We start from the raw sequence: 12,719 nt of genomic DNA on the forward strand, positions 1-12,719 counted from the left end.
TGTGGTCGTTGTGCAAACCCAGCAGGCTGGGAGAGGTCCTGCATCTGATGTGGCAGCGGTGGCGCCAGCGAAGGTGCCTGCAGTGCGCGCTGGGGCAGCGACAGGGGTGCTGGCTCAGTCTGCCGCGCCCACGGCTGTTGGTGTGTCAGGGCTGATGACCGTGGCAGATGCCGTGGAGCCTGCGCAAGCCGTGAACCCGCCGAGCGAGCCCACCTTCAATCGCCCCGCTCAGGGCAGTGTCATCTTGATCCACGACCCTCAACTGGATCAGATTCTCGGCATTCGACGTGGTGCCGGTCGTGATGCAGATGCCTTTTCGGTGCAAAGCCAGGGCAGTGTGACGCGTCAGGTCGTGTTCGAGTCGCCCTGAGTGACTGGCTCGGTGATGCAAAGCCGCCAGCACATTTGCTGGCGGCTTTTTTCATTGAGCGCTTTACATTTGTTGACTCGAATCGAGGAACTGTCAGCGAAATGTCGGACTCTGACGTTGACAACTTACCGTTCGTGTTTCTTTTGTGAGGTGAATGCACATGTCGCTTTCTCGTTCCTCAACCCCTTCGTCGTCGGTCATCCGGCGAACCTTGACGGTCGGTGCTGTGGTCACCGCTGTGGGGTTGGTCCTGAGTTCAAGCCTGTTTCCTCATGCGTCTCAGGCGCAGCAGCCGGCCCCTCTGGCGGCTCAGCCTTCTTCGACGGCGAGCAATCAAGCGCCCCTGTTGGTAAAGGGCTTGCCAGACTTCACTGAACTGGTTGAGCGGGTGGGGCCCTCTGTGGTCAGCATTCGAACCACCCAACGCGTGAATGCGGACGATGAAGATGGCGGGGATGAGGCTGAAGCGCAGATGCGTGAGTTTTTCCGCCGCTTCTTTGGCACCCCGTTGCCCACACCGTCCCCCCGCAAGAACAATCCCCAGCAAGGAAAGCAACAGGGTGAAGAGCGGCCTCGTGGTGTGGGCTCCGGCTTCATCCTGAGTGCTGACGGTTATGTGATGACCAACGCACACGTCATCGACGGGGCCGACGAGGTGTATGTCAACCTGACCGACAAGCGCGAGTTCAAAGCCAAGGTGGTGGGCGCGGATAAGCGCACCGACGTGGCGGTGCTGAAGATCGAAGCCAGCAAGCTGCCCGCTGTCAGCATTGGTGAGGTGAATCGGCTGAAGGTGGGTGAGTGGGTCATGGCCATCGGGACACCCTTCGGCCTCGAGAACACTGTCACCGCGGGCATCGTTAGCGCCAAGGCCCGAGACACCGGCGAGGAAATCCGATTCATCCAAACCGACGTGGCTGTCAACCCCGGCAACTCAGGTGGCCCGCTGATCAATATGCGCGGTGAGGTCGTGGGCATCAATTCGCAGATCCTGAGCCGTTCGGGCGGCTTCATGGGTATTTCCTTGTCCATTCCGATCGACGATGCCATGAAGGTGGCAGAGCAGTTGCGTGCGGGGGGCAAGGTGATCCGTGGTCGCATCGGTGTTTCGATTGCGCCAGTGACCAAGGAGGTCGCGGAGTCGATTGGCTTGGGTAAGCCTGTGGGGGCGTTGGTGCAGGGCGTGGAGCAGGGCACCCCGGCTGAAAAGGCCGGTGTGGAGGCTGGCGACATCATCACCAAGTACAACGGGCAAGACATTGACAAGGCGTCTGATCTGCCGCGTTTGGTGGGTAGCACCAAGCCTGGCACCAAATCCACGGTGCAGGTGTTTCGTCGGGGTGCCTACAAGGATCTGACCGTGGTGGTGGGTGAAATGGATGCCCCCAAGTCCAAGGCAGAAAAGGCAGCAGAGACCAAGCTGGCCGCCACGTCGCTGGGCTTGCAGTTGACCGATTTGAGTGCCGCGCAAAAGCGCGAGCTCAACATCAACGGCGGCGTGTTGGTTGAAGCGGCACAAGGCCCTGCAGCACGGGCTGGGCTGCGTACAGGCGATGTCATCCTGGCGCTGGCGAATGCACAGGTGGCAGATGTCAAACAGTTTGAAGCCATGCTGGGCAAGCTCGACAAGAACCGTCCGGTCAGCGTGCTGGTGCGCCGAGGTGAATGGGCGCAGTACGCTGTGATCCGCCCGGGGCAATGAGTCTGGTCTGCTGAGCCATCAACCCCGATCAGGCTTGGGTGCTGGGTCGGGGTTTTTCTTGGGCAATATCCACTCAAGGATAGGGGTTGTTGGCCCGCTTCGACATCGCGAATTGCTGTTGATAACTCGCGAGGAAGGGGTGGAATCTGGCTACAATCGCCCCTCTGGTGCATCCCGAGGTCCAAGTTGCCATTTCGGGCCAAGTTACCCACACAAACTTGTTGATAAGTTGTGAATAGTGGGGTTTGGAGGGGTCCGCCAAGCGCTTGACGGGAGCTGTGACGCGGCGTTCCCCATGGGACTTTCATTAGAATGAAAGTCCAACAAGCAGTTGCCATACGTTTTTGTTGGAAGGCGCGTCGCTACATCGCACGTGCCTTTTTTTTATGGATCACATTCGTAATTTCTCGATCATCGCGCACATCGACCACGGGAAGTCCACCCTGGCCGATCGCATCATTCAGCGCTGCGGCGGTCTCAGTGACCGCGAGATGGAAGCCCAGGTGCTCGACTCGATGGACATCGAGAAAGAGCGCGGCATCACCATCAAGGCCCAGACGGCAGCCCTGGAATACAAGGCGCGTGACGGCAAGGTCTACAACCTCAACCTGATTGACACCCCGGGCCACGTCGACTTCTCTTATGAGGTCAGTCGCTCGCTGTCGGCTTGTGAAGGCGCCTTGCTGGTGGTGGACGCCAGCCAGGGCGTCGAAGCACAGACCGTGGCCAACTGCTACACCGCGCTGGACCTCGGCGTGGAAGTGGTGCCTGTGCTCAACAAGATGGACTTGCCGCAGGCCGATCCCGATCGTGCCAAGGCTGAAATCGAAGATGTGATCGGCATTGACGCCTCGGACGGCATTCCTTGTTCGGCCAAGACCGGTATGGGTGTGGAAGACATCCTGGAGGCGGTTGTCGCCAAGATGCCCGCGCCCAAGGGGGACGCTACCGGCCCGCTGCGCGCCATGATCATTGATGCGTGGTTCGACAACTACGTAGGTGTGGTGATGCTGGTTCGCGTGGTCGATGGTTCGCTCAAGAAGGGCGAACGCATCCGTCTGATGGCGACCAACTCGGTGTACCCCGTTGACCACCTGGGTGTGTTCACGCCCAAGTCGGTGGACCGTCCCGAGTTGCGTGCCGGCGAAGTGGGTTTCGTGATCTGCGGCATCAAGGAACTGGCCGCAGCCAAGGTGGGTGACACCATCACCGTTGAAAAGAAGCTGCCGAACAACGCCGGCCCTGCCGAGCAGCCACTGCCCGGCTTCAAGGAAATCCAGCCGCAGGTGTTCGCGGGTCTGTACCCCAGCGAGTCGTCCGAATACGACCAGTTGCGTGATGCACTCGAAAAGCTCAAGCTCAACGACAGCTCGCTGCGTTACGAGCCTGAAGTGTCTCAGGCGCTCGGCTTTGGCTTCCGCTGCGGCTTCCTGGGCTTGCTGCACATGGAAATTGTGCAGGAGCGTCTGGAGCGTGAGTTCGATCAGGATCTGGTCACTACCGCGCCCAGCGTGGTCTACGAGGTGGAACTCAACGACGGCACCGTCATCGACGTGGAGAACCCCTCGAAGATGCCGGACGTGGGTCGTATTCGCGAAATCCGCGAGCCCATCGTGACCGTGCACCTCTACATGCCGCAAGACTACGTGGGTCCGGTCATGACCCTGGCCAATCAGAAGCGCGGCGTGCAGATGAACATGGCCTATCACGGCCGCCAGGTCATGCTGACCTACGAGATGCCGCTGGCCGAAATCGTGCTGGACTTCTTCGACAAGCTCAAGTCGGTGTCGCGTGGCTATGCCTCGATGGACTATGAGTTCAAGGAATACCGAGCCTCTGACGTGGTGAAGGTCGACTTGCTGATCAACGGCGACCGTGTGGATGCTTTGTCCATCATCGTGCACCGGACGCAGGCCCAGTACCGCGGCCGTGCTGTGGCAGCCAAGATGCGTGAGCAGATTCCGCGCCAGATGTACGACGTGGCCATTCAGGCAGCCATTGGCGGCAACATCATTGCCCGCGAAAACATCAAGGCGCTGCGCAAGAACGTGCTGGCAAAATGCTATGGCGGTGACATCACCCGTAAGCGCAAGCTGCTCGAAAAACAAAAGGCCGGCAAGAAGCGCATGAAGCAAATTGGTGCCGTCGAGGTGCCACAAGAAGCATTCCTGGCCATTCTGCAAGTGGACGATTGATGAATCTCTTTACCAGTGTGTTGCTGGCGGCATTTGCCGTCTATTTGGGGGGCTGGTACGGTGGTCAGTGGCAGGGGAATTTCTCTCTGTTGCTGTTCCTCATGACCGTGGTGACCCTGGCGTATTGGCTGGCCGAGCGCTACAAGTTCCGTCCCGAGCGTGAAGCGGCCGCTGCACGTCTGGTGACCGAGGCAGAGGCGCGCAAGGCGCAGTTGGCGGCGCAGGGCATCACTCAGGTCGACACCGATGTGACCCAGGCGCGTGACCGTTTGCTGATGCAGCCTTGGTGGCTGGATTGGACCGCAGGGTTGTTCCCGGTGATCTGCGTGGTGTTCCTGATGCGCTCGTTCCTGTTCGAGCCCTTCAAGATCCCGTCCGGCTCGATGATTCCCACCTTGCTGGTGGGCGACTTCATCCTGGTCAACAAGTTCCACTACGGCATCCGCTTGCCGGTGATCAACAAGAAGATCATCCCGAACAACGAGCCGCAGCGCGGCGACGTCATGGTGTTCCGGTATCCCGTGAATCCCAAGATGGACTACATCAAGCGTGTCGTGGGTTTGCCGGGTGACGAAATCAGCTACCTGAACAAGGAGCTCCGGATCAACGGCAAGCCGGTTGAAGAAGTGCCTCTGTCCGAGTTTTACGACGCAGACAGCCTCCGCTACTCCAAGCAGTACAGCGAAGCCTTGCCTGGCGTGACCCACCGTATCCTCATTGATACAGATCGTCCTCCATTTGTGCCGCCTCAGGCCATTGAAGACTATCCATTCAAGGAGAACTGTCGCTACAGTGGTGAAGGTGTCGTGTGCAAGGTGCCGGCCGGTCACTACTTTGTGATGGGCGACAACCGCGACAACTCTCAGGACTCGCGATTCTGGGGCTTCGTGCCAGACGAAAACATCGTCGGCAAGGCCTTTGTGATCTGGATGAACCTGGGTGATGTCAAGCGCATTGGCTTCTTCCAGTAAGGATTGAACAGAGAGGTTGAATCACATGTCCCGCCCTACCAAGACCGCCCAACGCCAATCAGGCATCACATTGATTGGTTTGATGTTCTGGGCCGTGTTGTTTTGCTCCGTTGCGCTGGTGGCGATGAAGGTCATCCCTGCCGTCACCGAATATCGAACCGTTTTGACCATGGTGAGCAAGGTGGCGCAGACAGGTGGTTCAACCGTTCCCGAAATTCGTGCGGCATTCGACCGGGCTGCTCAGGTCGAATACGGGGTGACATCTGTTCATTCGCGCGATCTGGACATCACAAAAGAAAACGATAAGGTCGTCATCAAGTTCTCTTATGACAAGGAGATTGAATTGATGGATCCCGTTTATCTGCTGATCAAATTCCAAGGCCATTCGAAGTAAGACTGGCTCTCATCGACTGACGTCTGTTCACGGGCCTGAACTTCAGGCCCGCTTTTGTTTTTTATGGCACGTTCGCCCCATTCACCTCAAACTGACCCAGCACGTGGGCAAACGCCTGCTTTGCAGGCTTTGCAGCAGCGCATTGGGCATGTCTTCGCTGAGCCCCGGTTGCTGGCTCGTGCGGTGACGCACAAGAGCTTTGGCGCCGATCACTACGAGCGACTTGAGTTCCTCGGTGATGCGGTCTTGAATCTGGGGGTGTCGGATCTGCTCTACAAGCGCTACTCCGACAGCGATGAAGGGGATTTGACCCGCATTCGGGCACATCTGGTTCGCCAGGACATGCTGCACAAGTTGGCGGTGCAGTTGGCTTTGCCAGAAGTCTTGCGCTTGAGCGAAGGTGAGGCTAAAGGAGGCGGGGCCCAACGTCCGTCGATTTTGGCGGACGTACTGGAAGCCATCATTGGCGCCATTTACCTGGACGCGGGCTTCGCAACGGCGCACGGATTGGTCATGCGCTTGTTTGAGCCTTTGGTGGCGCAGTCCAGCACAGAAGTTTGGGCGAAAGATCCCAAGACTGCCTTGCAGGAATGGCTGCAGGCGCGCAAGATGTCTGTTCCAAATTACCGCATCGATTCGACGCGAGGCAAGGCCCACGAGCAGGTTTTTGTGGTCGCATGCGAGCTGACTGATATGGATTTGAGCTTGACTGCAGAGGGCTTGTCGCGTCGTGCCGCTGAACAGGCTGCTGCTCAACTGGTGCTTCGCCATCTGGAAAGTCTGTCGCCCAAAGACATCCCGTCCGCACGCAAAGTGCCGACCGTCGTGGTCAAGAAATCACGCATTTCTTCACATCAAGGCTGATCGCGACCTGATCGCCAACCGAACTGTTTACTGCAACGCTGCTCATGTCCACCAAACCCGAAGACAACCTCAATCCCTCGCTGGATGCCATGCTGGCCAATCTCTCTATGGCGAAGAAGGGTGGGGCGGAGCAAGCAGTCCCCGATGCCCAGCAGCGCTGTGGCCTGATCGCGATCGTGGGGCGCCCCAACGTCGGCAAGTCCACCTTGTTGAACGCGCTGGTCGGCCAGAAAGTGTCGATCACGTCGCGCAAGGCACAGACCACGCGTCACCGCATTACCGGGATCCGGACCGACGGTGATACGCAGTTCGTGTTCGTTGACACGCCAGGTTTCCAGACGCGTCACACGGTGCGCGGGACGGCTGCCCTCAATCGCAACCTGAACAAGACGGTTCAGGCTACTTTGTCTGATGTGGACGTGGTGATGTTCCTGGTGGAAGCCGGCCGCTATGGTCCGGACGATGCCAAGGTGCTGGCTTTGCTGCCAAAGGACAAGCCCGTCATTTTGGTCGCCAACAAGCTGGACTTGGTTCATCGCCGGGAAGATCTGTTCCCTTGGTTGCAGTCCATGCAAGCGCACCATCCGTTCACGGAGTACGTGCCGCTGTCTGCCCAGAAAGAGGCTGATACCGTGCGTTTGCTGGGTATCCTCCGCCCCTATTTGCCTGAACAAGGTTGGTGGTACGACTCTGAGGCGCTGACGGATCGCACGGACCGTTTCCTGGCCAGCGAAATCATCCGTGAGAAGCTGTTCCGTCTCACCGGGGATGAGTTGCCCTACACGTCGACGGTGGTCATCGATGCCTACGCCGAAGAGCCTCCGCCACCAGGTAAGCCCAAAGCAACTGGCTTGGTGCGCATTGCGGCAACCATCATTGTCGAACGAGAGCAGCACAAGGGCATGATCATTGGCGACAAGGGTGAGCGTCTCAAGCGCATCGGGACAGAGGCTCGGACCGAGCTGGAGCGACTGATGGGTAGCAAGGTGTTCTTGGAGCTATGGGTCAAGGTTCGCTCGGGTTGGGCGGATGACGACGCCCGCTTGCGCACCTACGGTTACGAGTAAGGGCTTCAGGGCATCGGTGCATGAGTCGCACGGCATCACGTCCGGCCAATGAAGCGTTCGTGCTCCACAGTCACGACTGGAGTGAGTCCAGTCTGATTCTGGAGTTGTTTACGCGTGAGCATGGGCGCGTGGTGGCTGTGGCCAAAGGGGCCAAGCGTCCATACTCGCAACTGCGCCCGGTGCTGATGCCCTTTCAACGCTTGTTGGTGAACTTTGGCGCCAAGCGCTCGGAAGACGCAGAGGTGTGGCTGTTGCGTCAAGCCGAATGGGCCGGTGGGCCCGCCTGGCCTGGCGGATCGGCCCTGTTGCCCGGCTTCTATCTCAACGAGTTGCTGATGCGGTTGATGGTTCGCCACGATCCGCACGCCGAGCTTTTCGATGCCTACGCCCAGACACTCCAGGCCATGGGGAACCCAGCGCTGTTGCACGCAGCCTTGCGTGCTTTTGAGCTGGTCTTGTTGCGGCAGTTAGGGCATTTGCCCGATCTGGCCTCGATCAGTGCCAATGGCAACGCAGTGAATGCGGGTGAACTGTATGAGTTGCAACCCGACTTTGGCGTCCTGCCCGCGCGCTGGGTCGGTGAGGCTGATTCAGGGCCCGTGGTGCTGGACGGGATCGTTCTGAAAAACTTGGAGCAAGCCTTGCGTTCCAAGGGGCATCAAGTGATTCCGACAGTCATGGCTGCCTGCATGCCGGTTTTGAGCGAACTCAAGAGCTTGTTGCGCACACATATTCACTATCATCTCGGTTCCCAGACGCTGCGCACACGCCAGCTGATGATGGAGCTTCAACACGTATGACTTTCTCTGGTACCCACCTGACCGCCATGGATGCCCCGCTGCTTGGGGTCAACATTGATCACGTTGCCACGGTTCGCAATGCGCGCGGCGGGCGATTCCCGGATCCGGTCGCCGCAGCTCAGTTGGCCGTCGAAGGTGGCGCCGACATCATCACCTTCCACTTGCGCGAAGACCGTCGCCATATCCGTGACGACGATGTGGTTCGCCTGAAGGCCTCCATCGCGGTGCCGCTGAACTTCGAAGCAGCCATCACAGACGAGATGCTGGACATCATCGAGCGTACGGCGCCAGAACATGTTTGTCTGGTGCCCGAGCGTCGACAGGAAGTCACCACCGAGGGGGGGCTGGACGTGCTGGGTCAATTTGGCCGAGTCAAGGAAGCCTGCGATCGCTTGGCGCAAGCGGGCAGCCGGGTGTCACTGTTCATCGGCGCCGATCCAGCTCAGATCGAAGCAGCGGCCAAAGCTGGTGCGCCTTGCATCGAACTGCACACCGGACCGCTGGCCCATGCATGGTGGGACAATGATCCCGTTGCACTGCAAAACGAGCTGACCCGCTTGCGGGCCGGCTTGCAACTGGGGCGCAGCTTGGGCTTGCGTACGCACGCCGGCCACGGCTTGGCGCTGACGCAGCCCGGTGATGCCGGGCTGGCGGGGCAAACCAGCAGTGCTGCTTTGGTGGCGGCCTTGCCCGAAGTGGCTGAACTGCACATTGGCCACGCCTTGATCGGGCATGCAGTGTTTGTGGGCTTGCGGCAAGCCATTGCTGACTTCAAGGCCGAAGCGATTCGTGCCCGTCGGTCTGCACCATGATTGTTGGCATTGGCACAGATCTTTGTGATGTGCGGCGCCTCGAAGAGGCCGCACAGCGTCAGGGCGAGCGCTTCGTTGCGCGCATCCTGGGCGAGCAGGAGCGCGCCGTGTTCCACGAGCGCCAGTCTGCCAATGCTGAGCGTGGTTGGCGTTACCTCGCCAGCCGCTTTGCAGCCAAAGAAGCGTTTGCCAAAGCCATCGGGCTGGGCATGCGTGACCCGATGAACTGGCAGGATTGCCAGGTCGTCAGCAACGCCATGGGTCAGCCCAGCATTGCACTCAGTGGCGAGTTGGCTGGCTGGTTTGCCGGCAAAGGCTGGCACGCCCATCTGTCTCTTTCTGACGAGGGGCACCACGCCTTGGCCTTCGTCGTCATCGATCAACCATTCCCCACAGTATGAGCAAGACCTCTCGCCCCTCGAAGACCGCGTCCGCCCAGCTGCCCGAAGTGGCCCATGCACCGGTGGTGCTGGACATCGCCGGCCTGACGCTCAACGACGATGACAAGCGCCGTCTGGCGCATCCACTGACTGGTGGCCTGATTCTGTTTGCCCGCAACTGGGAGTCCCGCGCGCAACTGACCCGCCTGTGCACCGAGATCAAGGCCATTCGGCCCGACGTGCTGATCTGCGTTGACCACGAGGGCGGCCGCGTGCAGCGCTTCAAGACGGACGGCTTTACCCACGTGCCCACCATGCGCAAGCTTGGTGACATGTGGATGAAGGATGGCAAAGGTGGCGAGGGCTCAGGGGCCATGGCGGCGGGCGATGCTGCCACCGCCTGTGGTTATGTCTTGGCCAGCGAATTGCGCGCGTGTGGCGTGGACCTGACCTTTACGCCGGTGCTGGATTTGGACTGGGGCGAAAGTGGGGTCATTGGTGACCGAGCGTTCCATCAGGACCCGCGCGTGGTCACGATGTTGGCCAAGAGTGTGATGCACGGCTTGTTGTTGGCCGGCATGGCGAACTGTGGCAAGCACTTCCCAGGCCATGGCTTTGTGAAGGCTGATTCACACGTCGACATCCCTGTCGACAAGCGTGGCTTGACGGCCATCCTCAAAGACGATGCCAAGCCTTACGAGTGGCTGAGCACCTCCCTGACGAGTGTCATGCCCGCACACGTGATTTATCCCAAAGTGGATCAGCACCCAGCCGGTTTTTCTCGCCGCTGGTTGCAAGACATCTTGCGTGAGCGCCTCGGCTTTACGGGTGCCATCTTCAGTGATGATCTGAGCATGGAGGGGGCCAGCGTTGCGGGTAGCCACACGCAAGGTGCCATTGCCGCACTGAATGCAGGGTGCGACATGGTGCTGCTGTGCAATCAGTCCCTGAATGGTGGTGCGGCCGTTGACGCGCTGCTGGATGGGCTTTCGGCCGCCTTGGCTCAAGGGGACTGGACACCCAGTGAAGACAGCGAAGCGCGTCGGCTGGATTTGTTGCCTCAGACGGCGCCATTGACCTGGGATGAGTTGATGTTCCACCCGCAGTATCAACAAGCCTTATCGAAACTGCCCCGCTAAACAAAAAGCCCCACATCGTGGGGCTTTGTTTTTCAGGCTGTCCCAGCGTAGAGGCTGTCGACGATGTGCTTGTTGCGTTCCAGAACAATCTTGCGTTTGACCTTGAGTGTGGGTGTCAGTTCTCCACCCTGAACCGTCATGGGGGATGACAGGACAGCGAACTTGCGGATTTGAGCGACGCGGGCCAAGCTTTGATTGACGTGGTCGATGTTCAGTTGAACGGCCTTCAAAACGTCCGGGTGACGATCCAATTGTTCTGCGGCCAAACCGTGTGATCGGGCGAATGCCTTGAGTGCATCCTGATCCAATGTCACGAGTGCCGTCAGGTAGTTGCGACCGTCTCCAGCCACCACAGCGTGTTCGATCATGTGCGTGTCCATGAGCGCCGCTTCGATGTTGGCCGGTGAAATGTTTTTGCCACCCGACGTGATGATCAGATCCTTTTTCCGACCGGTGATGTACACATAGCCATCTTCGTCAATGTGGCCCAGGTCGCCAGTCAGGAGCCAGGCGCCCGACATGGTCTCTGCCGTGGCAGCCGGCTGACCCATGTAGCCTTTGAAGACGTGAGGGCCTCTGACGAGCAGTTCACCATCTTCCGCCACACGCATTTCGGTTCCGGGGAGCGTCTTGCCGACGGAACCAATGCGGGTGCTGCCTTCCAGACTCATCGTCGAGGGGCCGCTGACCTCGGACTGACCGTAGACCTCACGGATCACCAGATCCAATCCGGTGAAAAACTTCAAGCTCTCTGGTGCAATGGGTGCTGCGCCAGAACTGAGCAAGCGTGCATGTTGAAAGCCCAATGCCGCCTGCACTTTTTGATAAATGAGCTTGTTTGCCAGTGCACGTTTGAAGTCCAGCAGGGCGCCGGTGGGCTGCCCAGCCAGCTTGCGCTTGTGCCATGTCTGGCCCACGCCCATGGCCCACCTGGCCAGATGCGCCTTGAAGCCCTTGGCGTCGTCCAACTTGGTTTCGATGGCCGCCTGCATTTTTTCCCACACGCGTGGGACACCAAAGAACACGGTGGGCTGCACCTCTTTGAGGTGGTCGCCCAGCGTCTCCATGCTGGTGGCGTAAAACATCTGCAACCCTGAATGGGCTTGGTTATGCATGCCGCCCATTTGCTCGGCAGCGTGTGCCAGTGGCAGATAGGAGATCAGGCGGTCATGCTCATCTGCTTTGCAGATTTGGACCATGGTGGTGGCGGTCCACCACAAGTTGCCTTGGCTCAATGCAACGGCTTTGGATGGGCCAGTCGTACCGGAGGTGTAGATCAATGTGCCGATGTCATCCGGTGTCAGCGCACTGGTTCGCTGCTGGAGCGCGCTCTCAGGTGTTTCCTTGTGGCGAGACAGGAAGTCCTGCCACGAACTCAGTGGCAAGTTGCACGGCACCGACAAGCCCGCCAAGTCTTTGAACGAAACGATTGTTTTCAGGTGAGGCAGTTCATCGGTGGATGCAGTGACCGATGCCAGCCGGTTTTCGTCCTCGACAAAGAGAATCGGTGCCTTGCTGTGATTGAGGACGTACGCAATGTCCTGTGTCGAGCTTGTCCAGTAGATGCCGGCGGGCATGGCGCCGATCGACATGGCCGCAAAGGCGATGATGGCCCACTCCGGGCGATTGAAACTGAGGACAGCCACGGCATCGCCTCGACGCACCCCCAAGCTTAAAAGAGCACGCGCTGCGGTCGACACTTGCTCGCCGTATTCCTGCCAGCTCGTCGCTTCCCATCCGTGTTCTCTGCGAACGAAGTAGGCTTCCCGGGAGCCCAGTCGCTTGGCTGTGCGTTGCAAGACAACCGAGGGCGGAACGAATGCGGCCATGGGGTCCGGAGACGCCTGGCGGGCATCACTTGCCATATCAGCTGTGCTGTCAATACGAACCGCTTGAGCAATAGCCACGTACGTCTCCTTGTGTTTGCACAGATTAAAGTGCAAGGTGACGTAAACGTCAACTGTTTATCGTTTAGGTGAAACCCTCTGGGGAAAGACCCCGATCATGGTGCGCATCAGGCATGAA

12 protein-coding genes are annotated in these 12,719 nt (G+C 59.2%); 11 read left to right on the plus strand and 1 reads right to left on the minus strand.

Annotated elements, in window-relative coordinates:
* The 11 genes from ACMV18_RS04640 to nagZ form a co-directional block, all read left to right on the plus strand.
* Positions 1-370: hypothetical protein (locus ACMV18_RS04640; RefSeq protein ID WP_420816874.1), on the plus strand; the 370-nt coding region annotated here is incomplete at its 5' end.
* A gap of 160 nt (positions 371-530) precedes the next feature.
* Complete coding sequence (locus ACMV18_RS04645; protein ID WP_420816875.1) at positions 531-2,072, plus strand: DegQ family serine endoprotease; 1,542 nt, start codon at positions 531-533, stop codon at positions 2,070-2,072.
* Between the two features lie 386 nt (positions 2,073-2,458).
* Complete coding sequence (gene lepA / locus ACMV18_RS04650) at positions 2,459-4,267, plus strand: translation elongation factor 4 (protein ID WP_374255272.1); 1,809 nt, start codon at positions 2,459-2,461, stop codon at positions 4,265-4,267.
* Positions 4,267-5,238 (plus strand): signal peptidase I, encoded by a 972-nt coding sequence (lepB, locus tag ACMV18_RS04655; protein WP_374255274.1) that lies wholly within the window; start codon positions 4,267-4,269, stop codon positions 5,236-5,238. Before lepA ends, lepB begins: the two co-directional genes overlap by 1 nt.
* 25 nt (positions 5,239-5,263) lie before the next feature.
* Complete coding sequence (locus ACMV18_RS04660; RefSeq protein WP_420816876.1) at positions 5,264-5,632, plus strand: DUF4845 domain-containing protein; 369 nt, start codon at positions 5,264-5,266, stop codon at positions 5,630-5,632.
* A 63-nt stretch (positions 5,633-5,695) separates the two neighbouring features.
* Positions 5,696-6,496 (plus strand): ribonuclease III, encoded by an 801-nt coding sequence (rnc, locus tag ACMV18_RS04665; protein WP_420816877.1) that lies wholly within the window; start codon positions 5,696-5,698, stop codon positions 6,494-6,496.
* A 107-nt stretch (positions 6,497-6,603) separates the two neighbouring features.
* A complete protein-coding gene (era, locus tag ACMV18_RS04670) occupies positions 6,604-7,563 on the plus strand; it encodes a GTPase Era (protein WP_420816895.1) in 960 nt (319 codons plus the stop codon).
* A gap of 20 nt (positions 7,564-7,583) precedes the next feature.
* On the plus strand, positions 7,584-8,363 hold the full coding sequence (gene recO / locus ACMV18_RS04675; protein ID WP_420816878.1) for a DNA repair protein RecO: 780 nt from the start codon (positions 7,584-7,586) through the stop codon (positions 8,361-8,363).
* Complete coding sequence (locus tag ACMV18_RS04680; protein WP_420816879.1) at positions 8,360-9,175, plus strand: pyridoxine 5'-phosphate synthase; 816 nt, start codon at positions 8,360-8,362, stop codon at positions 9,173-9,175. The genes recO and ACMV18_RS04680 overlap by 4 nt, the downstream gene beginning before the upstream one ends.
* Complete coding sequence (gene acpS, locus ACMV18_RS04685; protein ID WP_420816880.1) at positions 9,172-9,576, plus strand: holo-ACP synthase; 405 nt, start codon at positions 9,172-9,174, stop codon at positions 9,574-9,576. Before ACMV18_RS04680 ends, acpS begins: the two co-directional genes overlap by 4 nt.
* The gene (gene nagZ / locus ACMV18_RS04690) at positions 9,573-10,694 is read left to right on the plus strand and encodes a beta-N-acetylhexosaminidase (protein ID WP_420816881.1); all 1,122 of its coding nucleotides are present in this window, start codon (positions 9,573-9,575) and stop codon (positions 10,692-10,694) included. Before acpS ends, nagZ begins: the two co-directional genes overlap by 4 nt.
* 32 nt (positions 10,695-10,726) lie before the next feature.
* Here nagZ and ACMV18_RS04695 read toward each other — a convergent pair whose 3' ends face one another.
* Positions 10,727-12,523 carry an AMP-dependent synthetase/ligase gene (locus ACMV18_RS04695; protein WP_420816882.1) on the minus strand — a complete coding sequence of 599 codons (1,797 nt, stop codon included), beginning with the start codon at positions 12,521-12,523 and terminating at the stop codon, positions 10,727-10,729.
* Positions 12,524-12,719: the final 196 nt, after the last annotated feature.

Origin of the sequence: Aquabacterium sp., from assembly GCF_048860245.1 — a bacterium.
Lineage (GTDB): Bacteria > Pseudomonadota > Gammaproteobacteria > Burkholderiales > Burkholderiaceae_C > Aquabacterium.